General features: G+C 59.7%; 27 protein-coding genes and 1 pseudogene. 17 read left to right on the top strand and 11 right to left on the bottom strand.

Annotated features, from left to right (window positions below):
• Nucleotides 1-809: TldD/PmbA family protein (locus tag AC6RA8_RS07850; protein WP_500351791.1), on the bottom strand; the 809-nt coding region annotated here is incomplete at its 3' end.
• A gap of 188 nt (nt 810-997) precedes the next feature.
• Here AC6RA8_RS07850 and coxB point away from each other — a divergent pair.
• The 12 genes from coxB to AC6RA8_RS07910 all read left to right on the top strand — a co-directional run bounded on the left by coxB (nt 998) and on the right by AC6RA8_RS07910 (nt 11,713).
• Complete coding sequence (gene coxB / locus AC6RA8_RS07855; RefSeq protein ID WP_500351854.1) at nt 998-1,897, top strand: cytochrome c oxidase subunit II; 900 nt, start codon at nt 998-1,000, stop codon at nt 1,895-1,897.
• 56 nt (nt 1,898-1,953) lie between these two features.
• Nucleotides 1,954-2,892 (top strand): heme o synthase, encoded by a 939-nt coding sequence (gene cyoE / locus AC6RA8_RS07860; RefSeq protein ID WP_500351792.1) that lies wholly within the window; start codon nt 1,954-1,956, stop codon nt 2,890-2,892.
• Entirely contained in the window at nt 2,889-3,050 is a 162-nt protein-coding gene (locus tag AC6RA8_RS07865; protein WP_500351794.1) for a cytochrome c oxidase system small membrane protein, read from the top strand. The genes cyoE and AC6RA8_RS07865 overlap by 4 nt, the downstream gene beginning before the upstream one ends.
• Nucleotides 3,050-3,628, top strand: a complete 579-nt coding sequence (locus AC6RA8_RS07870) for a cytochrome c oxidase assembly protein (protein WP_500351796.1) — start codon at nt 3,050-3,052, stop codon at nt 3,626-3,628. The genes AC6RA8_RS07865 and AC6RA8_RS07870 overlap by 1 nt, the downstream gene beginning before the upstream one ends.
• A 10-nt stretch (nt 3,629-3,638) precedes the next feature.
• Nucleotides 3,639-4,496 (top strand): cytochrome c oxidase subunit 3, encoded by an 858-nt coding sequence (locus tag AC6RA8_RS07875; protein WP_500351798.1) that lies wholly within the window; start codon nt 3,639-3,641, stop codon nt 4,494-4,496.
• Nucleotides 4,497-4,571: 75 nt separating this feature from the next.
• Nucleotides 4,572-5,246, top strand: a complete 675-nt coding sequence (locus tag AC6RA8_RS07880; protein WP_500351801.1) for an SURF1 family protein — start codon at nt 4,572-4,574, stop codon at nt 5,244-5,246.
• Between the two features lie 13 nt (nt 5,247-5,259).
• Entirely contained in the window at nt 5,260-6,648 is a 1,389-nt protein-coding gene (gene thrC, locus AC6RA8_RS07885; RefSeq protein ID WP_500351803.1) for a threonine synthase, read from the top strand.
• A gap of 21 nt (nt 6,649-6,669) precedes the next feature.
• Entirely contained in the window at nt 6,670-7,932 is a 1,263-nt protein-coding gene (locus AC6RA8_RS07890) for a M16 family metallopeptidase (protein WP_500351804.1), read from the top strand.
• Complete coding sequence (locus AC6RA8_RS07895) at nt 7,932-8,516, top strand: GNAT family N-acetyltransferase (RefSeq protein WP_500351806.1); 585 nt, start codon at nt 7,932-7,934, stop codon at nt 8,514-8,516. Before AC6RA8_RS07890 ends, AC6RA8_RS07895 begins: the two co-directional genes overlap by 1 nt.
• Nucleotides 8,517-8,578: 62 nt before the next feature.
• The gene (locus tag AC6RA8_RS07900) at nt 8,579-9,412 is read left to right on the top strand and encodes an MBL fold metallo-hydrolase (RefSeq protein ID WP_500351808.1); all 834 of its coding nucleotides are present in this window, start codon (nt 8,579-8,581) and stop codon (nt 9,410-9,412) included.
• Nucleotides 9,413-9,480: 68 nt separating this feature from the next.
• Nucleotides 9,481-10,902, top strand: a complete 1,422-nt coding sequence (locus AC6RA8_RS07905; RefSeq protein WP_500351810.1) for an FAD-binding oxidoreductase — start codon at nt 9,481-9,483, stop codon at nt 10,900-10,902.
• A 73-nt stretch (nt 10,903-10,975) separates the two neighbouring features.
• A complete protein-coding gene (locus AC6RA8_RS07910) occupies nt 10,976-11,713 on the top strand; it encodes an SGNH/GDSL hydrolase family protein (protein WP_500351811.1) in 738 nt (245 codons plus the stop codon).
• Here AC6RA8_RS07910 and AC6RA8_RS07915 read toward each other — a convergent pair.
• From AC6RA8_RS07915 to AC6RA8_RS07935, 5 genes are all read right to left on the bottom strand, one after another.
• On the bottom strand, nt 11,700-12,455 hold the full coding sequence (locus tag AC6RA8_RS07915; protein WP_500351813.1) for an SDR family NAD(P)-dependent oxidoreductase: 756 nt from the start codon (nt 12,453-12,455) through the stop codon (nt 11,700-11,702). The genes AC6RA8_RS07910 and AC6RA8_RS07915 overlap by 14 nt on opposite strands.
• Nucleotides 12,456-12,568: 113 nt before the next feature.
• Nucleotides 12,569-13,099, bottom strand: a complete 531-nt coding sequence (locus AC6RA8_RS07920) for an adenine phosphoribosyltransferase (RefSeq protein WP_189368826.1) — start codon at nt 13,097-13,099, stop codon at nt 12,569-12,571.
• The gene (locus AC6RA8_RS07925; protein WP_500351815.1) at nt 13,096-13,728 is read right to left on the bottom strand and encodes a LysE family translocator; all 633 of its coding nucleotides are present in this window, start codon (nt 13,726-13,728) and stop codon (nt 13,096-13,098) included. Before AC6RA8_RS07925 ends, AC6RA8_RS07920 begins: the two co-directional genes overlap by 4 nt.
• 16 nt (nt 13,729-13,744) lie before the next feature.
• The gene (locus tag AC6RA8_RS07930; RefSeq protein ID WP_500351817.1) at nt 13,745-14,617 is read right to left on the bottom strand and encodes an S-methyl-5'-thioadenosine phosphorylase; all 873 of its coding nucleotides are present in this window, start codon (nt 14,615-14,617) and stop codon (nt 13,745-13,747) included.
• 141 nt (nt 14,618-14,758) lie between these two features.
• Nucleotides 14,759-16,504, bottom strand: coding sequence for a hypothetical protein (locus AC6RA8_RS07935; RefSeq protein WP_500351819.1), 1,746 nt, complete (start codon nt 16,502-16,504; stop codon nt 14,759-14,761).
• A gap of 207 nt (nt 16,505-16,711) precedes the next feature.
• Between AC6RA8_RS07935 and AC6RA8_RS07940 the strand changes: the two genes are divergently transcribed.
• A complete protein-coding gene (locus AC6RA8_RS07940; RefSeq protein WP_500351820.1) occupies nt 16,712-18,337 on the top strand; it encodes a SulP family inorganic anion transporter in 1,626 nt (541 codons plus the stop codon).
• Between the two features lie 106 nt (nt 18,338-18,443).
• Here the strand turns inward: AC6RA8_RS07940 and AC6RA8_RS07945 are convergent, their stop codons facing one another.
• Nucleotides 18,444-18,629 (bottom strand): hypothetical protein, encoded by a 186-nt coding sequence (locus AC6RA8_RS07945; protein ID WP_500351822.1) that lies wholly within the window; start codon nt 18,627-18,629, stop codon nt 18,444-18,446.
• Between the two features lie 275 nt (nt 18,630-18,904).
• Between AC6RA8_RS07945 and AC6RA8_RS07950 the strand changes: the two genes are divergently transcribed.
• Both AC6RA8_RS07950 and AC6RA8_RS07955 read left to right on the top strand, forming a co-directional pair.
• Complete coding sequence (locus AC6RA8_RS07950; RefSeq protein ID WP_500351824.1) at nt 18,905-19,297, top strand: hypothetical protein; 393 nt, start codon at nt 18,905-18,907, stop codon at nt 19,295-19,297.
• Nucleotides 19,290-20,486: an HlyD family secretion protein gene (locus AC6RA8_RS07955; RefSeq protein ID WP_500351826.1), complete on the top strand. Its 1,197-nt coding sequence runs from the start codon at nt 19,290-19,292 to the stop codon at nt 20,484-20,486. The genes AC6RA8_RS07950 and AC6RA8_RS07955 overlap by 8 nt, the downstream gene beginning before the upstream one ends.
• Nucleotides 20,487-20,509: 23 nt before the next feature.
• Here the strand turns inward: AC6RA8_RS07955 and AC6RA8_RS07960 are convergent, their stop codons facing one another.
• On the bottom strand, nt 20,510-21,142 hold the full coding sequence (locus AC6RA8_RS07960) for a CatB-related O-acetyltransferase (RefSeq protein ID WP_500351827.1): 633 nt from the start codon (nt 21,140-21,142) through the stop codon (nt 20,510-20,512).
• Nucleotides 21,139-21,744 (bottom strand): flavin reductase family protein, encoded by a 606-nt coding sequence (locus tag AC6RA8_RS07965; RefSeq protein WP_500351828.1) that lies wholly within the window; start codon nt 21,742-21,744, stop codon nt 21,139-21,141. Before AC6RA8_RS07965 ends, AC6RA8_RS07960 begins: the two co-directional genes overlap by 4 nt.
• A gap of 89 nt (nt 21,745-21,833) precedes the next feature.
• Between AC6RA8_RS07965 and AC6RA8_RS07970 the strand changes: the two genes are divergently transcribed.
• A complete protein-coding gene (locus AC6RA8_RS07970) occupies nt 21,834-22,319 on the top strand; it encodes a GNAT family N-acetyltransferase (protein ID WP_500351830.1) in 486 nt (161 codons plus the stop codon).
• 31 nt (nt 22,320-22,350) lie between these two features.
• Nucleotides 22,351-23,109, top strand: coding sequence for an EcsC family protein (locus AC6RA8_RS07975; RefSeq protein ID WP_500351831.1), 759 nt, complete (start codon nt 22,351-22,353; stop codon nt 23,107-23,109).
• Here AC6RA8_RS07975 and modC read toward each other — a convergent pair.
• Together modC and AC6RA8_RS07985 are read right to left on the bottom strand one after the other, a co-directional pair.
• On the bottom strand, nt 23,102-24,169 hold the full coding sequence (modC, locus tag AC6RA8_RS07980; RefSeq protein ID WP_500351833.1) for a molybdenum ABC transporter ATP-binding protein: 1,068 nt from the start codon (nt 24,167-24,169) through the stop codon (nt 23,102-23,104). The genes AC6RA8_RS07975 and modC overlap by 8 nt on opposite strands.
• Nucleotides 24,166-24,299, bottom strand: a pseudogene (locus tag AC6RA8_RS07985) (molybdate ABC transporter permease subunit); the annotation flags it as partial. The gene modC and the pseudogene AC6RA8_RS07985, both read right to left, overlap by 4 nt.

A 24,299-nucleotide genomic window follows, 5' to 3' on the forward strand; every position in this document is an offset into this window, starting at 1 on the left:
GAACTTCCTTTGCGATTGAAGTCTCCTTCGAGCCCGTGACCAATCGCTTCGTGCAGAAGGATGCCGGGCCAGCCAGGGCCGAGGACGACATCCATAACGCCAGCAGGGGCCGGGACCGCATCAAGATTTACGACGGCCACCCGCAATGCTTCGCGCGCCTTGGCCTGCCAATCGGTGCGATCGATCAGTCCATCGAGGCCAACGCGCCCACCGCCGCCTGCGCTCCCGCTTTCGCGACGCCCGTTTTGTTCCACGATGACCGAGATATTCAGACGAGTCATCGGGCGGACATCACGCACCGAATGGCCCTCGGGGCGCAAAATCTCGACCTCCTGGATCGAAGCAGCAAGCGAGGCGGACACCTGAACGACCCGCGAATCAAGGTCGCGCACATAGGCGTCGATTTCCTTCAGTGTTTCCAGCTTGACCGGAAAACTGGCCCCGGCAATGGGATCATCGGACGTATACAGATGCTTGTTGGTCGGCTGCGGAGCGTCCGCCAACGTCCCGCCGCCGTTTCCAACCGCAAGGCGCGCCGTCTCTGAGGCGCGACGCAAGGCAGATTCGGAGACTTCGGTGGAATGCGCGTATCCGGCCACTTCTCCCTTTACGGCGCGCAGTCCAAATCCCTGAGCTGCATCATAGCTGGCTGTTTTCAGGCGACCGTCATCGTACACCAATGCCTCTGAGCGGCGGCGTTCCAGGAACAATTCGCCGTCGTCCGCGCCAGCTGTGGCGTCGCGCAGCACCTGCAGGGCCACCGCGCGGTCAATATCCTGATCCAGCGGTGCAAAAGGGGCGTCGGTCATTTGGTATACTCCGGTGTACTGTGGGGCATTTCGCCACGGCAAGCGTCCGTTTGACGCGCCCCTTATGTCTTTATCTTGAAGCCAAGATATGATTGTAAGTCGCGACAATACAACGGGAGGCAATCGCGGCGTTTGCTGCGGCCTTTCTCCGAACCAAAATGATGATCACTCAAGATCAGGACGACCAGATGAAAAAGCTTTTCTCGATTTCGGGTGTTCTCAGCGCCCTTGCTGCCGCCCCGGCCTGGGCTCAGGACGGCCTTGAGGTGATTGGCCGCCCCGTGGATGGTGCTATGGGCTTTCAGCCTGCGGCCACGGAAATCGCCCGTCGGCTGCAATGGCTGGACGGTATGATCCTTGTCATCATCACCTTGATCACTCTGTTTGTGACCGGGCTGATGGCATGGGTGATCGTGCGCTATAACCGCAAACGCAACCCGGAGCCTGCTGCGTTTAGTCACTACACGCCGGTCGAGGTCGCCTGGACGATCATTCCGATTGTGATCCTCGTGTTCATCGGTGCGTTTTCGCTGCCGACACTGTTTCATCAGCAAGAGATTCCCGAAGCTGACGTGACCGTGAAGGTCACCGGCTACCAGTGGTTCTGGGGCTATGAATATGTGGACGAAGGGATCGAATTCGAAAGCTACATGATCGGTGCACCTGCAACGACGGCCGACGATGCTGCCGAAACGTCCAACTATGCCATCAATGACGATGTGCGCGCGCAGCTTGCTGCCGCAGGCTACGGCGAAGAAGACTTCCTTCTGGCCACGGACACGGCGGTTGTTGTTCCCGTCGGCAAGACCATCGTGATGCAAGTCACCGGCGCAGACGTGATCCACGCCTGGACCATTCCGGCCTTCGGTGTGAAACAGGACGCCGTGCCCGGTCGTCTGGCGGAACTGTGGTTCGAGGCGGAAAAAGAGGGCGTCTACTTCGGTCAATGTTCCGAACTGTGCGGCATCGCCCACGCTTATATGCCGATCACCGTCAAGGTGGTGAGCGAGGACGCTTACGCGGCTTGGGTGGAAGCGAACCGCGACGGCGGCGACTATGTGGACGTTGCGCAGGTTTTGACAAACTGATCTGACGCGGCGGCCTCTGGGTCTGCCGCGTTCATCCTGATTTCGGCGGGAAAGCGATGACAGACATCAGCTACCAGACCCAAACACAAGAGGCCGAAGCGAGCCTCGGCGACTATTTCGCGCTGCTCAAGCCGCGCGTTATGTCGCTTGTGGTGTTTACGGCGCTTGTCGGTTTGTTAGCGGCCCCGGCTTCGGTACATCCCGTTGTCGCATTTGCTTCGATCCTGTTTGTTGCCATTGGGGCAGGGGCGTCGGGTGCGCTGAACATGTGGTGGGATGCGGATATTGACGCCGTGATGAAGCGGACGGTCAAGCGGCCTATACCCGCCGGCAAGGTCACCCCGGACGAAGCCAAGGTGCTGGGTGTGGCTCTTTCCGGCATGTCGGTGATGATGCTTGCGCTGAGCGCCAACCTGTTGGCAGCCGGTCTTCTGGCCTTCACTATCTTCTTTTATGCCGTAATCTATTCGATGTGGTTGAAGCGGTCGACGCCGCAGAACATCGTGATTGGTGGCGCGGCTGGGGCGTTCCCTCCGGTGATTGGCTGGGTGATCGCCACCGGCTCCATGTCCGTCGAAGCATGGCTGATGTTTGCGCTGATCTTCATGTGGACGCCGCCGCATTTCTGGGCATTGGCGTTGTTCATGAAGTCCGACTACGACGATGCGGGCGTCCCGATGCTGACAGTTACGCATGGGCGCAAGGCGACGCGAATGCATATTCTGGTCTATACTGTACTGCTGGTAGCACTCGCTGTCGGCACTGCTTTCACGGCCATTGGTGGTCCTGTGTACCTAACAGTGGCCGTAGTTCTGAACGCTTTGTTCCTGAAAGGCGCATTCGACATCTGGCGCCGGGATGAGGCACAGGCCGAAGCGGATGGATATGCTGTAGAGAAATCGTTCTTCAAGCTGTCGCTATTGTATCTTTTCCTGCACTTTGGCGCCATCTTGGTGGAAGCAATGTTGCCCGCTGCGTGGGGGATCTGGGCGTGAGCATCAAGGCTGAGCACGAGATTCACCAGCGCCGGAAAGGGCGCAACGTAGGTGTTGGCTTGATGCTGGTTGGCTTCGTTGTTCTGGTCCTGGCACTGACTTTTGTGAAAATCACGGGCGGCGCGTTCGAGCTGCCCCGGATCGAGGAGACACAGTAATGCGCCACCTCTCTGGGCCACAACAGACCGTTTTCCAGACGCTTAGTTTGGTCGTCGTCATGGGCGGGCTCGCCTGGGCATCAGTTCCATTCTACGATTGGTTCTGCCGTGTGACAGGATTTGGTGGCACGCCGGGTGTGTCCGAAGTCGCAAGTGACGACATTCTAGACCAGACGATCAAAGTGCGCTTCGATGCGTCGCTTGAGCGTCATATGCCGTGGCAATTCACGCCGGAAGTGCGCGAGATGGAGTTGCGGATTGGTGAAACTGGGCTGGCCTTTTACGAAGCCTACAATCCGACGGACAAACCGGTTGCAGGTTCGGCGAGCTACAATGTCGCCCCCTATGAAGCTGGCGGCTTTTTCTCCAAGATCGACTGCTTCTGCTTTGAAGAGCAGGTGCTGCAACCAGGTGAACGTGTGATGATGCCGGTTACGTTCTACGTCGATCCGGAGATCGTCACCGATCGCGATGCAAAATACGTGCACACAATCACGCTGAGTTATACCTTTTACCAAATTGACCTGCCCGAAGGCTTTGCAGCACTTGAGCAGTCAAACGATACAAACCTGAACTGAGGGACGGACAATGGCCCACGCAAAAAACCACGACTACCACATTCTTGCGCCATCGACCTGGCCCTTGATCGGCGCATTGGCAGGCTTCACCATGCTGTTTGGCGCGGTTGCCTGGATGTCCGGCGGCATGACCATCCTCTTCAAGTCGGTCGAACTGAGCGGCCCATGGCTGTTCCTGATCGGCTTCGTGGCTGTCCTTTATACCATGTTTGGTTGGTGGACTGACGTTGTCGCAGAAAGCAAAGTCGGGGATCACACACCTGTGGTCCGCATCGGCCTGCGCTACGGGTTCATCCTGTTCATCATGTCCGAAGTGATGTTCTTTGCCGCATGGTTCTGGTCGTTCTTCAAGAACGCCATGTACCCGATGAGCGAATATGTCGGCACTGAGTACATCCAGCCTGAGATCTATCACGTTGATGCGTTCCACCTTCCGCTGATCAACACCCTGATCCTGCTGCTCTCAGGTTGTGCCGTGACTTGGGCGCACCATGCGCTGGTCCACGGTGGCGCGCGCAAGGACGTGGTGAATGGATTGGCCATCGCAGTTGTACTCGGCGTCCTGTTCACGTTCTTCCAAGCCTACGAATACTCATACCTGCTCTACCAAGGTTGGGAGTTTGGCGGTGACAAGTTCTTCTCCAACTTCTTCATGGCGACTGGTTTCCACGGCGCGCATGTCATCATCGGAACAATCTTCCTGTTCGTGTGCCTGCTGCGTGCGATGAAGGGGCACTTCTCGGCCGAGAAGCATATCGGCTTCGAAGCCGCCGCGTGGTATTGGCACTTCGTTGATGTGGTCTGGCTGTTCCTGTTCTTCGCTGTCTACATCTGGGGCGTTGGCGTCATGCCCGGCCTTGACCACTAAGGCACGATTGCCGCATCAAGATCAAAGCGCGCGGTTTCCGCGCGCTTTTCACTTTCAGACAGGACAAACGGGCGCATGCGTCGCTTACTCTTTCTGATGACGTTCGGGTTGATGGGGGCGGGTATCCTGATCAGCCTTGGGGTCTGGCAGGTACAACGGCTTGCCTGGAAGCAGGATCTCCTCGCACGTATCGAAGCGCAAATTTCTGCGGACCCCATCCCGCTTGAGGAGGCGTTGGAACCTTCGTTTCGACGCTATGCGCCGGTCGAAGTGGAAGGTGAGTTCGGAGCAGATCACATTCGCATGCTGGCGTCCCGCAGAACGACTGGAGCCGTACATCGCATCATACGCCCGTTTAATGTCGAGGGCTTTGGTTCGGTGCTTGTCGACACAGGGTGGCAGGTTGACGAGCGTAAAGTGGGGAACGCACCACAGGTGCGCCTTACGCTTGTGGGCAATCTGGATGCGCCCAATGAAGCGGATAAATTCACACCCGCGCCTGACCTAGAAGCAAAACTGTGGTTTGCACGTGATGTACCGGCAATGGCTGCGGCCCTGAATACACAGCCCATCCTCATTGTGCTGCGCGATGCGCCGGAAACTGACCTTGGCGTGACGCCCTGGCCTGTAGACACCGCTGGCATTCCGAACGATCACCTGCAATACGCAATCACCTGGTTTTCGCTTTCGGCGATCTGGGTGTTGATGACCGCCTATTTCGTGCTGCGCACCAACCGCAGCCCGCGCTGAGAAAGACGAACCCATGCGCTATATCTCGACCCGAGGACAGGCCCCGGTGCTGACCTTCGAAGACACGATGCTGACCGGCCTTGCCCGTGACGGCGGTCTATACGTGCCCGAGACAATCCCAACTCTTGATACGGCAACAATTGCCGAAATGGAGGGGCACCCCTACGAAGAGATCGCCTACACTGTCATGCGCCCATTTGTGGGTGACACCTTTACCGACGACGAATTCCGATCCTGCATTGACCGCGCTTACGCAGGGTTCGGTCATGCGGCGCGTGCACCCATGGTGCAACTGGATCAGGGGCATTTCTTGCTGGAGCTGTTCCACGGGCCCACGCTTGCCTTTAAGGATTTCGCCATGCAGCTGATTGGTCAGCTGTTCCAGACGGCGCTGAAGCGGCGCGGGCAATGCGTAACGATCGTGGGGGCCACCAGCGGCGACACCGGATCGGCTGCCATCGAGGCATTCCGCGGTCTCGACAACGTTGACGTGTTCATCCTGTACCCGCATGGCCGTGTGTCCGAAGTGCAGCGTCGCCAGATGACGACGCCCACAGAAAGCAACGTGCATGCATTGGCGCTGGACGGTGATTTTGACGACTGCCAGGCGCGGCTCAAGGATATGTTCAACGATTTCGAGTTCCGGGATGGTGTTGGCCTTGCCGGTGTAAATTCGATCAACTGGGCACGCGTGCTGGCGCAAGTCGTATACTATTTCTCGTCCGCCGTGGCCCTTGGTGCGCCGCATCGCAAGGTCAGCTTTACAGTTCCAACGGGCAACTTTGGTGACATCTTTGCAGGCTATATCGCCAAGCGCATGGGCCTGCCCATTGAGCGTCTGGTCGTTGCGACAAACCAGAACGACATCCTGCACCGCTGTCTGAGCGGGCAGGGCTATCACAAGGGCGAGACGATTCCGTCCATCAGCCCGTCCATGGATATCCAGGTCAGTTCGAATTTCGAACGCGCGCTCTTTGACGCTTATGACCGTGATGGCGCGGCTGTCGCGCAATTGATGGATGAGTTGAAGGCAGGTGGCTTCGACATCAGCCAAGGCGCGATGCAGGTGCTGCAGGACCACTATGCATCAGGGCGCGTCTCCGAAGATGAAACGAGCGCCCAGATTGCCACGTCGCTCAAGGTGAGCGGAGAGCTTCTGTGTCCGCACAGCGCTGTTGGCGTACACGTTGCGGATGTTCAGCGGCAGGTGGGTACGCCCATGATCACGCTTGCCACCGCACATCCCGCAAAGTTCCCTGCGGCAGTCGAGGCAGCAACAGGGATCACGCCCCCCCTTCCACCCAGGATGGCAGACCTGTATGAACGCTCGGAACGGCTGACACGGGTGCCGAACGATCTTGAAGCGCTGAAAGCGCATATCATCAATCACCGTGCGCAGTAGCAACAGAGCAGCGAGACCACTTTGACCACGCAGACCCATCGCCTGAGCAACGGCTTTCGCATCGTCACTGAACATATGCCGGGGCTTGCTTCGGCCTCTATCGGTATCTGGGTGGGCGCGGGCGCCCGCCACGAAACACCCGAACAGAACGGCATTGCCCATTTCCTGGAACACATGGCGTTCAAGGGCACTGAACGGCGGAGTGCGTTGCAGATTGCCGAGGCCATCGAAGATGTGGGCGGATACATCAACGCCTATACGAGCCGCGAAGTCACAGCATACTACGCCCGCGTTCTGGAAAACGATGTGCCGCTGGCCCTGGATGTTCTGGCCGACATTTTGCTGAACCCCGTCTTTGATCAGAGCGAGATCGAGGTCGAGCGCGGTGTGATCCTGCAAGAGATCGGGCAGGCGCTGGATACGCCGGACGACGTCATCTTTGACTGGTTGCAGGAACAGGCCTATCCCGAACAGCCCCTGGGCCGTACGATCCTTGGTCCCACCGAACGGGTGTCGTCCTTTGGGCGTACCGATCTGTCCCGCTTCGTCGATGAGCACTATGGCCCGGAGCAGATGATCCTGTCCGCCGCTGGCGCCGTTGATCATGACGCCATCGTGCGACTGGCCGAGGAGCTGTTTGGTCATCTCAGCCCACAACCAAAGCGCGTTGCCGATCTCGCCACCTTTGCAGGCGGGGAAGAACGGCGCATCAAAGCGCTGGAACAAGCGCATTTCGCGATGGCTTTTGAGTCACCCGGGTATCGGGACGACGCAATTTATACCGCGCAAATCTACGCCAGTGCTTTGGGGGGCGGCATGTCCAGCCGCCTGTTCCAGGAGGTGCGCGAGAGCCGCGGTCTTTGTTATACCATCTTCGCGCAGGCGGGGGCCTATGCTGACACCGGTATGACGACGGTTTACGCCGGTACCTCGGCAGAGCAAGTTGCCGACCTTGCCACGATAACGGTGGACGAGATCAAGCGTGCCGCTGACGACATGACTGCTGCGGAAGTTGACCGGGCGCGTGCCCAGATGAAGGCGGGGTTGTTGATGGGCCTTGAAAGCCCGTCAAACCGCGCGGAACGTCTGGCAAGGCTGGTGCAGATTTGGGACCGCGTGCCGGCATTGACCGAAACGGTTGCGCTGATCGACAGCGTTACGGTCGCAGACGTGCACGCCTTTGCTGAACATATGGCCACGCAGGCGCCAATGGCCTTGGCGCTTTATGGGCCAATTGATTCAGCACCAACACGCATGGCTCTGCAGGAGCAGCGCGCCGCCTGATGATCCTGAACAAGCGGAAATTGCGGATCGAGACGGAGCGGATGACGCTGCGGCCGCCAACGCATTCCGACTTTCGGGACTGGGCCACGCTGCGCGCCACCAGCGCAGAACACCTCACCCCGTGGGAGCCCAGCTGGGCAAATGACCACCTGACACGCAAGGCGTTCACCAATCGCGTGTATTGGGCGCAGCGATCCGTGACCAGTGGCACGGCGATGCCCTTGTTTTTGTTCCGGCGCGGTGATGACGCACTTCTTGGCGCAATCACGTTGGACAACATCCGACGCGGCCCTGCCCAGGCCGGTACCCTTGGCTATTGGACAGGTGCACCGCACGCGCGCCAAGGATACATGCGTGAGGCGATCCTTGCGGTTGTGCATCACGCATTCACGCGGCTTGACCTCAGTAGGATCGAAGCCGCTTGCCTTCCGGAAAACATGGCTTCGCGCGGATTGCTCGAGACGTGCGGTTTCAAATACGAGGGCGTCGCACAAAGCTATCTTCAGATCGGTGGACGCTGGCGGACGCACGTTCTTTATGCAGCTTTGCGCATGGACAGGCGCGGACGCACCGATGCGGGGTAAAACCTGACGCGAAACGCCTCCAAGGTTTTGCAAAAATCGTGGCACGCACTAACCTGATAGGCATGCGCTTTCTATTACTTGCTTTCGCTTTGCTGCTCTTGCCCCTGACAGCCGCAGCACAAGAGGCTCGAACTCCGAGCCATTGTATCGCTTTGGCGGATCAGATTGACGGCGCTCGTTTCATTCAGCAGGCCAGCTACAATGTCGAGGTCACCCCCGAAACGGTGCGCATCCACTACATTGCGCATGCGTCTTTCCTGATCCGCACTGCGGGTGGTCTGAACATGGTCACCGATTTCACCGGCTTTGTCGGCAACGTGCCGATGATCCCGGATGTTGTGACCATGAACCATGCACATGAAACGCATTGGACCGCGTTTCCAGACCCGGCCATTCCCCATGTTCTGCCGGGCTGGGGAGAGGAATTTGGCCAAGGCATCAGCCACCGTGTCGATCTCGGAGAGGTGCTTGTGCGCAATGTCTCGACCGACATCCGGTCGCAATGGTCCGGGGTCGAAGAGAACGGAAACTCGATTTTCATTTTCGAGGTGGCCGGCCTTTGCATCGGACATCTCGGCCACTTGCACCACGAACCCAGCGCAGAACAATACGCGGCTATTGGGCGGCTGGATGTTGTCATGGCTGCAGTTGATGGCGGCATGACTGTGGATTTACCGACGATGATGCGCATCGTTTCGCGGCTCAAATCCTCAATCGTGATCCCGATGCACTGGTTCGGGGAGTTCACATTGGACGCCTTTTTGACTGGCATGCGCGACGAATTCCAGGTGGTTGACGTGGGCGGTCCATCTCTTGATGTGTCAATTGATCGGCTACCTGCGCGTCCCACGATCATGGTTCTGCGTCCCGAATGGCTGCGCGAGGAGGGCGAATAGTGGTGCCTTTCACGTTGTGAGTGTGGCAGGTTTCTGGCACCAAACACGGGCAGTAGCGGGGGGCATTCATGCTGAATTCTTTGACAGCGGACCGGGCGGATAAGATCAGTGCGATCTTGCCCGAAAATCGCTTTGCCGATGCCGATGCAGCGCATCTGAAAGAGCCGCGCGGGCGCTATGTCGGTCAGGCTGGATTGCTGGCCTTGCCCCGAAGCACAGATGAAGTGGCCAAACTGGTATCAATAGCCTCGGACATGCGTGTGCCGGTAGTCCCATATGGGGGAGGCACGGGCCTCGTCGGTGGCCAGGTGGCGGAGGACGGCCCTGTTCCCTTGATCCTGTCACTTGAGAAAATGACGGCCATCCGTGCCACATACCCCGAGGAAAACGTGCTGATCGCAGAGGCGGGCGTCATTCTGGCTGATGTACAGGAGGCTGCGGAGCAGGCGGACCGTTTGTTCCCGTTGTCGCTTGCAGCCGAAGGATCGGCGCGGATTGGTGGGAACCTCAGCACCAACGCCGGGGGAACTGGCGTGTTGCGCTATGGCAATGCGCGCGACTTGTGTTTGGGTGTTGAGGCCGTATTGCCGAGCGGCCAGATTTATCACGGTCTGAGCCGACTGCGCAAAGACAACACGGGCTATGATTTGCGGCACCTGTTGATCGGAGCCGAGGGGACGCTGGGTGTTATAACCGCCGCGGCTCTCAAACTGTCACCACGCCCTGCCGCGGCAGGAACGGCCTTGGTACAGGTCGCTTCTCCGGCGGCAGCGCTGTCATTGCTGTCTTTGGTACGAGATCATGTCGGAGAGGGCGTATCGGCTTTCGAATTGATCCATGCACAGGGTTTTGCGTTTCTGAAGGAAACCTTGCCTCAAGTCCGCAACCCGTGGACAGAGACACCGGAATGGTCCGTATTGATTGAGCTGGGTCTTTCGCGCGATCAAGATCCGATCGCAGCGATGGAAGGGATTTTCGTGGCAGCTTCAGAAGCGGGTTTCGTGAAAGACGGCATGATCGCCCAGAACGCTCAGCAAGCAAGCGATTTTTGGATGATCCGGGAGAGCATCCCGGAAGCCAATCGCCGCATCGGGTCCGTCAGTTCGCACGACATTTCAGTGCCTTTGGGGGCGCTCGCAGACTTCATTGCGGAAGGTGGGCGGCGTATCGCCCGGCTTGGAGACTTTCGTATCAACTGCTTTGGGCATGTTGGCGATGGCAACCTACATTACAACGTCTTTCCGGTTCCGGGCAAAAGCCGTTCGGACCATGAGGCAGAACGCCCTGAAATCAAACGGGTTGTCCATGCGCTGGTACATGAAATGGGCGGATCGGTCAGTGCCGAACACGGTGTTGGACGTTTGAAAGTCGAAGACCTGGAGCGGTACAGTGATCCGGCAAAGTTGACGGCCATGCGTGCCATCAAGGATGCCCTTGACCCCCATGGGATTATGAATCCCGGTGCGGTTTTGCGGGCGCAGCAGGCATGATGTCGTTGGTTGGCTCTGTTTCGCAGGCTGCGCCCGCGAAAGGCGCCCTCCCACCGACCCAAGGGTGTGTCTGATGGCAGGTTTGCCCACATTTGTCCTTGCGCCGGTCTTGTTGGTGCAGGCCATCTGGGTGGCGGCGCGCGCCATGCGCTTGCCAGAAGCCGACGGGCCGCGAAGCGGCCGGTCGGGGGGCGGGGTTCCGTTGAGGGTGCTCGTTCTGGGCGACAGTTCTGCGGCGGGTGTCGGGGCGGCTCATCAGGATGCCGCACTGACGGGTCGCCTGGTTGCGCATCTGGATGCCGACTACGATGTGCAATGGGTATTGTGGGCGCAATCGGGTTTGACGACCTCCGGTATGTTGCGAATGCTGAACTCTCAGCCTGCCCAAGAATTTGACGTTGCGGTCATTGCGCTCGGGGTGAACGACACAAAAAACGGGATGCATCCAACCCGCTGGCACTCCAACTACGCGAAGCTGCTTGCGCAATCGCGCAGGCGGCACGGCGCGCGGCGTATCTATGCATCGGGTGTGCCTCCGCTTGGTGATTTTCCGCTTTTGCCGCGCCCTTTGCGCGATGTGTTGGGCGCACGTGCAGCGCGGTTCGACACGATCCTTGCCGACCTGTGCGCCGGTCAGGATGGGGTAGAACATTTGCCCTTTGATCTGCCACTGGAGCCGGCGCTCATGGCCGCTGATGGATTTCACCCCGGGGAGCAGGTTTACGACATCTGGGCGCGGAGGATCGCGGATGCCCTAAGGACCAATCCCCCTCTCGCAGTGGGTTCGGCTGCAACGGTCAGGACGCCATGAATCCTCCATCGACGCAAAGCACGTGTCCAACAACGTAGGCTGCAGCGTCAGAGACGAGCCAGAGCACCGCCTCAGCCACTTCCTCGGGGGTGCCAGTCCGGCGGAGCGGAAGCGTCGCGGCGACCGCGTCAAGATCAAGCCCTGGTTCCATGATCATGTCGGTGACCACGCGCCCCGGTGCGACCATATTGATGCGTACGCCGTGTTGTGCTTCTTCCATGGCAGCAGTGCGTGTCATCGAAATCACGGCGGCCTTGGAGGCAGAGTACAGCCCGAAACCTGCGTTGGGATTGCGCAAACCGCTGATGGACGCATTGACGACGATGGCACCAGTGCCCTGCGTTCGCATCGCCGCGATCTGGTGGTGCAGGCAGGCCAGGACCCCGCGAACATTGGTATCAAAGATGCGTGTGTAGGTATCGAGAGATTGATCGCATAGATGCGCACGCTCTTCGCGGTAGCCTGCGTTGTTGAAGGCAATATCGAGCCGACCGTGTTCAGCCAGGATCTGGCTGTGCAGGTCTGACACTGCGTTGCTGTCGGTGACATCGTTTACGATGGCCTGCGCACTATGGCCTTGTGCTGTGATGTCCGCCACAGCACTGTCGAGTGTGGAAGCTTGGCGCCCTGTCAGAACCACATGTGCGCCCGATGCAGCAAGGCGCTTGGCAGTGGCCCGGCCGATGCCGCTGCCACCGCCGGTGACGAGTGCGATTTTGCGACGCGTGTCGTGATTGGGCATGTTGTCTGGTCCAGCGTCTGTGATCCGGTAAGCCTATATGATCTCGCACGTATCGGCACACGGAGCAGGAGTGTTTTCGAAGGGCCTGGCCCTCGATGCCCGGTATTGTGGCGTTACTCCCCGTCGAATGCGCATAGCGCATGCACGTCCATGCCCATGGCCTCAAGCCGTGCGCGCCCACCCAGATCGGGCAGATCGATGACAAAGGCGCAGGACACAATCTCGCCCCCAAGCCGTTCCACCAGTTTGATGCCAGCTTCGGCCGTGCCCCCGGTGGCCAGCAGGTCATCGACAAGCAGTATCTTCTCTCCTGCTTTTATTGCGTCGTCATGCACTTCGACAATCGCCTCGCCATATTCCAAGGTGTAGGCCTCCGAAATCGTTGCACCGGGCAGCTTGCCTTTCTTGCGGATCGGGACAAAGCCAATCGACAACTGGTGCGCAATGGCCCCGCCAAGGATGAAGCCGCGTGCTTCAAGTCCTACGACTTTGTCGATCTCAAGCCCGGCATAAGGGTGCAGCATCTGGTCCACCGCAATGCGAAACCCGCGCGGGTCTGCAAAGAGGGTGGTTACATCGCGGAACATGATCCCTTCGTGGGGGAAGTCGACGATGGTGCGAATGTAATCTTGAACGGTCTTCATGTGGCTCTCCGAAGTGTGGCGGTCAGCAGGCCCATGCCCACAAGGGTGGCCCCGCCCGCACGGGTCAACCACATCTGAACTTTTGGACGCGTGATGCGGCTGCGCATGGCGTTGGCAGCCAGCGCAAAGATCAGGGCGTTGACGCCCGCGATGCCCACGAACGTGGCAATCAAAATCGCGGCTTGCGGGGCAAAACCGGCGCTGGGATCAATGAATTGCGGCACGAAGGCCACGAAGAAAGTATTGGATTTCGGGTTCAGTGCCGTGACCGTTGTGAGATCGCGAAAGACACGCTTGGCGCTCTGGCCATCGAGTTTGCTCATCAGCGTTGTCGCGGACGGTGTCCGAGCACTCAGCAACATGCGAATGCCCAGATAAACAAGATAAACAGCGCCCACCCATTTCAAAACGGTGAATGCCAGCGCTGACGTCAGGAACAGAGCGCCCAGTCCGATCACGGACAGCGTCATGGCGATCAAGTCGCCAGTGGCCACGCCAAGCGCGGATGCGATGGCAACCCTAGGCCCTTGGGTCATCGCATAGCTCAGCACCATCATGAGCGTTGGACCGGGAATGACCAACAGGGCGGTGGAGGCGACAACGAAGGTCAGCCAAAGATCAAATGGCATCGTGAATTCCTTTGCGTCAAAGCACCCGGCCAGCCACAGTGTCAAGCTTGGACACCACGGCAGGATCGCGGGCATCGGGCGATGTGAGGATTGCAAATTCCAGCGCGCGGTCGCAGCCGTGGGGGCAATGTGCGCGGTCCGCACCCAACAGGGCGGGGAGGCGTTTGACCAGTGAACGACCCTTGTCTGCATTTCCCATAAGCGTTTGAATAATCTGGGTAACGTCGACCTCTCCATGATCCGGATGCCAACTGTCATAGTCAGTGATCATGGCGACGGAGGCGTAGCAAAGCTCGGCTTCGCGGGCGAGTTTGGCTTCGGGCATGTTGGTCATGCCGATCACGTCCGCGCCCCAGCTTTCCCGGTACATTTTCGACTCGGCGAGGGTTGAAAACTGCGGGCCCTCCATAGCCAAGTATGTACCACCCCGGTGCACATTGATCCCGGCGTCTTTTGCCGCGGTTTCGCAGGCATCCGACAGGCGTGGACAGGTGGGATGGGCAACCGAAACATGGGCAACACAGCCCGTGCCGAAGAACGATTTCTCGCGGGCAAAGGTCCGGTCAATGAATTGATCTACAATGACAAAATCGCCTGGAGCCATTTCTTCACGGAACGACCCGCAGGCCGAGACCGAGATCACATCCGTCACGCCCAACCGCTTGAGCGCATCGATGTTTGCGCGATAGGGGACGGTGGTCGGGGAATGCACGTGACCGCGCCCGTGCCGTGGCAGAAAGGCCATGCCGACCCCGTCCAATGTGCCAGTCAGGATCTGATCCGATGGCGCGCCCCAAGGCGTATCGACCTGCACCCATTTGGCCCCCTCCAACCCGTCGATATCGTAAATGCCGGAGCCGCCGATCACGGCAATTTTCGTTTGCGTCATTGGGGTCTCTCTTGCCGGAACAGAAGAAAATTTTCGAGCCAAAACAGGCCGTCACCACCCGTACACCAGCCGTGCACCACGCGTACACCCCCCATGCACCCCCACCGTGCGCAGAGGTGAAGAAGGTGGCAACAGGTGTCACTATTCGCGGCGGATGATTCCTGTAATGGCGGCGGCACCCAGGGCGGTGACAATCCAGCCCATCACGCTTAGCACCCAGCGTCCCCACCACAGATGCCAGCCCCAAAAGCCGCGATTGGTGGAGGGTGCCCAGGCTTCCGTCTGGCCGAAGTCGATGATGGGGATAACGACATCAAAACCGTAAGCATATCGGTTGAACGTCTCCCAATCGCGACCGGGCGCAATGGATTTCCATTCAGGCAAGGTGAGGTCGGTTTTCATTGGCAGTTTGTCGCCCGACCAAACTGTGGCGGGATGGTTTTCGGTGCTGGCCAGAGTGGTCCATTCTTCCGAGACAAGCACAGGTGCTGCGTTTGGGGCAAAGCTGCCTTCCTCCCACGCGTAGTGGGCTGGGATGATGGTGCAGCAGATCAGTAGGGCCAGCGCGGCCACACTGCGAAACGGGTGGTGGCCATAGCCAACCACAAGGCGGAGCAAAATGTCCCAAAAACCAGACCAGAGGTTCAGTGGTCCGGCGAAACTGTGTCCGGAGGCGCTGAGTTGAGCGCGTGTGCTGGCGCGACGCTTGCGTTCCCGTGTGTAAAGGACATGCCGCGCATCTTCGTCGTGGCCGGTGTCGCGCAGGAACTTGGCATATTGGGAATAGGGCTGCGGGCGGAACTCTTCGCCGAAGTAGCTCCCGCTCTTCAGCCAATCCATGCGGGCAGGTGAGGTGGACACCGTGCTTTTGATCCGATCATAGGTGAACCCGTCCAGAAACAGTCTGTCGCTATTCGGCCAGTTGTCCGGGTGATCGTCCAGTTCCGTGACATGCGCGCCGTTCAGGCTGACGGCGCCTGAGTGATGCTCGACCTTTTTCCAGACAAAGGAATGTTCAACGCGCATGGCTTGGCCGTTGAAGGCGTGGCCACTGTCGTTCTTGAGCTTGATACGCTCGCAAGTGAGACGACCAGAGATACGAGAGCCTGCCAGAAGGATTTCACCCGTGCTGTTGCATGCATCGAGACGCACAGCCCCGTTGACCTTAGCCCCGCCAAGCGAGAGAGACTGCCCGCTTGATGTGGCGATCAGCGTCGTGCTTTGGGCATAGAGGCCGCCAATGGTTGCGCCGTTCAATCGAATTTCACCGGTGCAGTGGAAGGGTGTTTTGATCTTGTCCTTTTCTTGCCTTGTCCTCGGATGTAGAAAAATGCCGCCTGAGATGTGCGCGCCGGTGGCCATTAATGCATAGGGGCTGTTGGGTGCAGACAGCTGGGCACCTGTGCAATCAAGCTGTCCGCCGATGGTTGCACTGTTTAGGACGATTGTGGCTTTGGAGATGGTATTGCGTATGTAGACGCTGCCATTGATCTCAGCGCCTTGAGCCCGCCAGCCGGGCAAGATGCATTCCGCAAACCCAACCGATTGGAACACAGTCAGTTCGGAGGTTACACGTGTGTCGAAATGGCAGTGTAAAAACCGCGTCGCACCATGAGCCTTTGCGAAACTGAGGTCGAGCTGTCCGGTGACGTAGGCGCCAATCAAGACGACACCGGCAGTTTCGACGGGACAGTCTGCACACCCGCCGAGAATGAGGTAACGGAGGATCTCTGCCCGGATTGTATGAGCAGCATCGGGTTTATCCGGACAATCAGAGCCGAGTTCGCAGCGCTTGCCTGCCTGGCAAGCCTCAATCAGCTTCTCTTCCGCCTCTGTGGGCCCGCCGTCAAACGCCAAAACTTCCTTGTATGTGCGCAGAACCGCCATACCCGTACACTCCCGTTTCCCGAGAGCACCCTAACATCGCCTGACGCCAAATAAAGTCAGCTTCTGCATACCCAGAAATACCGTGCCATTCCTGCATAACCTGCTATGTGCAGCGCACATAACAGACCCGCGTACGGTGCAATGGTTATTAACCCGCTGATGGTTTAGATGCCACCGATCGCGCCCCCACGAGCAGACGGATTCCGAATGGCCTTTCTTGATAACCTCAACACCAAGACCCGCTTTGGTGATTTTTCCATCGCGCCGGGTGACACCAAGCTGACACCGGGTCAGATCAAGACCGACCTGCTGTCTGGCTTGACCGTGGCGCTGGCGCTGGTGCCGGAAGCGGTGGCTTTTGCCTTTGTCGCCGGGGTGCACCCGCTTGTGGGCCTTTATGCGGCGTTCATGGTTGGCCTGATTACCGCGGTTTTCGGGGGTCGTCCCGGCATGATTTCCGGTGCGACGGGCGCTCTGGCTGTCGTCATGGTCGCGCTGGTGGCGCAGCATGGGGTTGAGTACCTGTTTGCCACCGTCGTCCTGATGGGGCTTTTGCAGATTTTTGCGGGTGTGATGCAGTGGGGCAAGTTTATCCGTCTTGTTCCGCACCCGGTGATGCTGGGGTTCGTGAATGGCCTCGCCATCGTGATTTTCCTGGCCCAGCTGACGCAATTCAAGGTGCCAGGCAGTGCCGAGGCATCTGGCCATGGTATGGCGGGCGGCGATTGGCTGTCGGGCATGCCGCTTCTCATGATGCTGGGGCTGGTTGCGTTGACGATGGCTATCATCTGGCTTGCGCCGCGTGTGACGCGGGCCATTCCGGCACCGCTCGCGGGTATTGGCATTGTTGCAGCCATCGTGATCGCCTTTGGTCTGGATGTGCCGCGCGTCGGTGATCTTGCCTCGATCGAAGGCGGGTTGCCCCCATTCCACATTCCGATGGTGCCGCTGACATGGGAAACGATTGAGATCATTCTGCCTTATGCTGTGATCCTGGCTGCCATTGGCCTGATCGAAAGCCTGCTGACCCTGAACCTTGTGGGCGACCTGACCGGCCAGCGTGGCGGTGCGAGCCAAGAGTGCATCGCGCAGGGCTTGGCGAACACAGCGACCGGCTTTTTCGGCGGTATGGGCGGTTGTGCGATGATCGGTCAGTCCATGATCAACGTGAAATCGGGCGGGCGCACGCGCATTGCTGGTGTGGCGGCAGCGCTCTTCCTGCTGGCCTTTATCCTTGTCGGGTCGTCCATTATCGAACTGATCCCGCTGGCTGCCTTGGTTGGTGTGATGTTCATGGTGGTGATCGGGACATTTGCGTGGAACAGCCTCAAGATCCTGCGCAAAGTGCCCCTGACGGATGCCTTTGTCATCGTGCTGGTGACTGTGGTGACAGTGATGGAGGACCTTGCCGTTGCTGTTGTCGTTGGTGTGATCGTGTCAGCGCTGGCTTATGCGTGGAACAATGCCCGTCGCATTCACGCCAAGACCTACACCACCCCCGAGGGTGCGCGTGTGTATCAGGTGCAGGGCCCGCTGTTCTTTGGATCGGCAACCGGCTTTATCGAGATGTTCAAGGTCGACAGTGACCCGCGTGAGGTCATCATTGACTTTGCCGACAGCCGTGTTGTGGATCAGTCCGCTCTGCAGGCGATCGAGGCGGTGGCTGGCAAGTATCAAGAGGCTGGGAAGCGCGTTCAGCTGCGTCACCTGACGCATGACTGTCACAAGCTGCTGACCAAGGCGGGTCACCTGATTGTCGACAGTGATGATGACCCTGATTACGAGATCGCCACCGATTACGGCGTACGTACGGGTATCTTGGGCGGGCACTAAGGGGCGCGCATATGCGCGTCGCCTAGGGCAAAGGTGCGGGCACCCGCCATGAAGCGGGAGACCGCGTTCGTGTGAACTGTTCTTAGCTATCCAAAAACGGTGTGTGTCAGTCCGTGATCACGCCGACGCCAGCGCCGACAACGGCCCCTTCGACACAGCGTCCATCTGTTAAGACTTCGCCTGCTGCACAGCCGATAGCGCCGCCAACGACCGCGCGTTCGAGCGTGCTGTCGCCGCAAGCTGCTAGCGTCGTCATGGCTGCGACCGCAGCGAGGGCAAGAAATTTATGCATGGGCTGAACTCCTGAGCCTATTTAATACTTCGCTACGCTAGCATGCGGTTTTGGGAGGCTCGACGCGATTAAGCCTCGCGCGTGCAATTGCGCGCCAAATCGCCGATCGGCACCGGATTGTCATGGGGCATATGTGGCCTGAGCGCCTGGTTGATTTCTGGGCACGTCACACTGTCCATTTGCGAATGAACGACGAACCGCAAATCGCAAATGGACCGGCGCTACAACTCGGGTTAGAGATCGACTTTAGATGAAGCGAGCTGGGGGCGCGACAAATGGCGAGTGAAAGTGGGGGCGGACATGCATCGCCGTCTTGGTTTGTAGCCCCGGGCGAAGGAGATTCACTGGCGTGGATATCGCTGATCTTCATCGGCCTCGCCCTCTACGGGCTCGTATCCTTGTATGCGGCTTTCGATCGCTGGGCTGAACATCAGTCCAAGGGTACGCCGCTGGCCAAAACCATACCGACCATGCTGACCATTGCGCTGCTCTACGAGATTTTTCCCTTGGGGCATTTCAATACCCTGTTGCCGCTCAGTGCGATCCTGATTGCACTGATGGCGGACTGGTCACGGTTCAACCTGCGTCGCGACGAAATCCCGGCCACAGAAAACTCCGATGCTGCTGCGCAAACTGGGACCGATCAGGTGGAGCCGCGGAATGTTTGAACTGCTCCTGACCTCGTTCCCGGTTGTCATCCGGTATTTCCAACTCAAGCGCAGGGGCGAGGCGTTGACGGTCTGGAACATGCGCACGGCAGTGTTCCTTTGGGCGATCATGGCCTTTGCGCTGTTCCTGGTGATCTTCTATTTCCACCCGAAATCCTATTCCGGCCTACTGCCGTTCCGCACCGTGTCCGTTGTGGCGCAAACCAACGGTCCGGTGACTGAGCTGCCGACTGTGAACGGGCAACGCGTGTCGAAGGGTGACCTTCTGTTTCGCATTGAAAACAGCGCCCAGGCTGCGGCAGTCAAGCAGGCAGAGGCCGAGTTTGACCGCCTCGCAGCGGCTGAGGTCAAGGCGCAGGATACCCTGCTTGTGGCACAGGCCAGCGTGCTCGAAGCAACCGCATCGCTGGAAAAGCTGCAGGTCGATCTGGAAAACGCTCAGACATTGCTGGCCCGCAATGTGGGGACGCAGGACACGGTACGCGAACTCGAATCCGCAGTGGCCGTCGCGGAGGCAGAAAAGGGTGCGGCCGAAGCGCAGGCTGATCTGGCCCAATCCGACATCACACAAGCGATCCCGGCCGAGCGCCGCGCGGCGGAGGCGGCGCTGGAGCGCGCGCAGGTGGCGCTGGCGCAGACAGAGGTACGCGCCTTTTCCGATGGTGTCCTCACCCAGCTTGCCATGAGCGTGGGCAGCCCGGCGTCCCAGCTGATCCTGAGCCCGGCGATGGTGATCATCCCTGACCGGCCCGAAGGCGTACCATTGCGTATCACTGCCGGTTTTTCACAAGTGGCGCGTGCTACGTTGTACGAGGGGATGCCCGCCGAGATTGCCTGCGACAGCAATATCGGCCTGTCATTCCGCAATGCCGTTCTGCCTGCGCGCGTCGCGTCCATCCAACCCGCCATCGCGGCCGGGCAGGTGGTGCCCGGCGGCCGGCTGCTTGAGCCAGAAAACGGGCTGCAACGCGGATCGATGCTTGTCTATTTTGAGCTTGAGCACCCCGACCATGAGGCCATCATGGTCGATGGCTCCGGCTGCATCATCCAGACCTATACCAGCAATCTCAGCGGCGTGGCGGGGCACATCATTGCGGCCACCGGGGTAGTCAAGGCTGTGGGGCTGCGCCTCAAGGTCTGGGGTGCGTTGGTATCTGGCGTCGGGCTGGCAGGTGGCGGGGCACACTAAGAAACCCCGCCGACCCCGCGTGATCAGCAGGTTGTCAATGCTTCGACGTCACCGGCCAGCAATGCGGGCACTGCTTCCGCGATGCGGTCAGCCGACCAATCCCACCAGGCAAGCTGGTTGAGCGTTGCGATATCGGCGTCAGAAAAGCGCATCTTGACCACCTGTGCAGGATTGCCCGCAACAATGGCGTAGTCCGGAACGTTGCCCCGTATCACGGCTCCAGCCCCGACGATCACACCGTTCCCGATCCGCGCACCGGGGCACACGATTGCGCCGTATCCCAGCCAGACGTCGTTCCCGATTACCGTATCACGCGTGTCCGGTTGAAACCCCGCCATCTGTGTCTGATCGAAGATGGGGAAGGGAAAGGTGGTCAGCCCATCCATCGCGTGGTTTGCGCCCGATGTGATGAACTGCACCCCATGTGCAATCTGGCAAAACCGGCCGATGCGCAGTTTTTCAGGCCCATATCCGAACATGTAGGGGGCCAAGTGCGCCGCCCAATCCGCCACCGGTGCAAAGTTTGAGGCGTAGGTGTAATCACCGATCTCCCAGCCGGGATGATCGATGACCTTGTTCAGAAAGACGGTCCCTTGGTGATCGGACCCGTCGGGCAGGGTGATGGGATAGGCGCGCCCTGCGTCCGGAAAGGTCATTCGCCAGGCCGTTTCAGACTGAACTTCTCGCGCACGACAGAATAGTCGCGATATCCCAGCCTGGTGAGTGGATTGTATTGCAGCACGTCAAAGATGCCGTCGACGATGCAGTCGTCGCGCAGGTGCACGCCCACGACCTCGCCAAAGACGACGTAGTTTGCTTCGCCCTCGATTTTGATGATTTGGGTCATGCGGCATTCAAGCGAGGCCGGGGAGGCGGCGACACGGGCACAGTTGATCTCGGAACAGCCGGCCTTGTCGATTTGCGCAAGCGCAAACTCGTCCGTGTCAGCCGACCACTCACCAGATGTCTGGTTCATGGCATCCTTCATCGCATATTCCACCACGTTCACACAAAATACGCCCGTGTCGCGGATGTTGGCGACGCTGTCCTTGGTGCCGTCACGGTCTGCCTTTGTGCTGGTCGATGCGAACATGACTTGTGGCGGGACATAGGACACGCCGTTGAAGAAGGAATAGGGGGCAAGGTTGTCGGATCCATCGCTGCCCCGGGTCGAAATCCAGCCGATGGGGCGGGGGGTTACGATTGCGTTGAACGGGTTGTGGGGCAGGCCGTGGCCATCGGCGGGGCGGTAGAACATGCGGGCTCCGTTTCGTGCGTTTGCGCAAGGGTTACCTGCATGCTAGGGCGGGTTCCAGCCCATAAGACCCCGGACCAAACGCACCGCCCATGTATCATCTGAGCACAGAGACGCCTGACGATCGGTGGGAGGTCGAGGCCTTGTATGACCTGTGCTTCGCACCGGGGCGTGAGGCGCTGTCATCCTACCGATTGCGCGATGATGTGCCCCCGGTCGCGGGCTTGAGTCATGTGGCGCGGGATATTGATGGCATTCTTGCAGGTGCGATCCGGTATTGGCCCGTGCAGATCGCGGCTCAGACAGCGCTATTGCTTGGTCCGGTGGCGGTCCACCCAACCCGTCAGGGGGAGGGGCTTGGAGGCGAATTGATCGAAACCTCGCTTGGGCAGGCGGTGCAGTCCGGCTGGGACCGGGTGATGCTGGTGGGGGACGCCCCGTATTACAGCCGCTTCGGGTTCCAGAAACTGCCGGGCGTCATCATGCCCCCGCCAACCAACCTTGAACGTGTCTTGGGCCGCGACCTAACTGATGGCGCGTGGGATGGGGTGCGCGGCGACGTTATGCGCTTCGGTTGATAACGCGTACGTGTCATCCCATGTTAAAAGGATGAACGAATTTATCCTTGTTCCCAAACCCTTGGACACAGATGCCGAGCTTGACCGGCTGGCCCGCCGCTACAAGGGCGCAGGCGGTCTTGGCATTCAGGTCCTCAACACGCTGGGCACGCAGGCCGATGGGTTGCTCAGCCGATTGCCCGGCCCCGTCCGGGATCAATTGGACGGCGCGACCCGCGCGGCCTTGGTCCAGGCGCTGGGCGCGGCCAGTAAATCGCGGGGCGTCGTCCCGGATCAGGCCGAGTGGCTGAACGCAACCGTCAGTGCCGCCATGGGGGCGGCAGGCGGGTTTGGCGGTCTGCCCACGGCATTGGCCGAACTGCCCGTGACCACAACGCTGCTGCTGCGCGTGATCGAAGGTGTGGCTGTGGAGCACGGGTTTGACCCTGCGATGGATTCGGTGCGCTTTGACTGTGTTCAGGTTTTTGCCGCCGCAGGTCCGCTGGAACATGACGATGGCGCTGATATTGCATTCCTGTCAGCCCGCATGGCGCTGAGCGGCGCGGCCATGCAGGGGTTGATTGCCCGCGTGGCCCCACGGTTGGCCATTGTGATGGGCCAGAAACTGGCAGCACAAACCATCCCTGTGTTGGGTGCTGTCGCGGGTGCTGCCACAAACTATGCCTACACCAGCTACTACACTGACATGGCCCATGTGCATTTCGGACTGCGCCGCCTTGCGGTGGAGGCGGATCAGCCGCACGAAGACATGGTCGAGCGGTTGCGGAGCGAGGTGCTGGCGCTCAAGTAGCGCCGCCTGAGATCGCCGATTGCGCAACAGACGTTGCCTTGATCACCGCGAACACGGATTGCCCTTCGCGCAGACCCATGCTCTGCACCGCCCGTGCCGTGACGCGTGCCAGCAGCGCATCTCCGCCTGCATCCAGTGCAATGGCTGCGCCCGGACCGTCGCCCGCACGAATGGCTTTGATGGTCACGGGCAGAATATTTTGCGCACTCAAGCCTTCGGGCTGTGAGAGAGATAACAGCACATCCTGCGCCAGAACACGCAGGCGTACCATTGATCCGACGGGGGCCTGTACCCCCATCAACTGCACGCTGCCTGCCGCCAGCTGAAGGGTGCTCAACCCATCCTCGCTATGGGCCGCCACCCGAGCGCGCAAGACTGCACCGGCCTCGCGCACGCCCAGAAGTGGCACAGCCGCAGGGTCCGCCATCACGTCGAAGATCGGCCCTTGTCGCGCCACACGCCCCCCGGCCAGCAGCACCATGTGGTCTGCCAGACGTGCAACCTCCTCAACCGCATGGCTGACATAAAGGATCGGCACGCCCGTCTCGGCCTTGAGGCGGTCGAGATAGGGCAGGATTTCGGCCTTGCGAGGACCATCCAGGGCTGCAAGCGGCTCGTCCATCAGCAAAAGACGCGGGTTCGACAGAAGCGCGCGCCCAAGAGCCAAGCGCTGTTTTTCCCCGCCAGACAGCGTCGCGGGGCGCCGATCCAGCAAGGCGCCAATTCCGAGCATTTCGATGATCCGTGGACGGTCCGACGCCCGCGCACCGTAGCGGCTGGCGTAGTCCAGGTTGTCGGCCACACTCATGTGGGGGAACAGGCGGGCGTCCTGAAACACGTATCCAATACGGCGCTTGTGCACGGGCAAGGTGTCAAAACGCAGCCCATCAAGAGTGATCTGTGCATGATCAGGGCGCAGCAGGCCAGCCACGGCATTCACGATGGTCGTCTTGCCCGCGCCTGAGCGACCAAACAGGGCGGTCACACCCGGTCCAGCCTCGAACGCGACCTCCAGCGCGAAATCACCCAAACGGTGACGGAGAGCGACGGACAATGTCATGTGCCTGCGATCCTGCGTGCAACCCTGCGCGCCAACCATTCCGAGAGGGCCACGGCCCCCAAAGCGATGATACAGGCCCAGAGGACAAGCCGGATCGCCGCATCCTCTCCGCCTGGGACCTGCAGCAGGG

It is taken from the genome of Tateyamaria sp. (assembly GCF_059783535.1).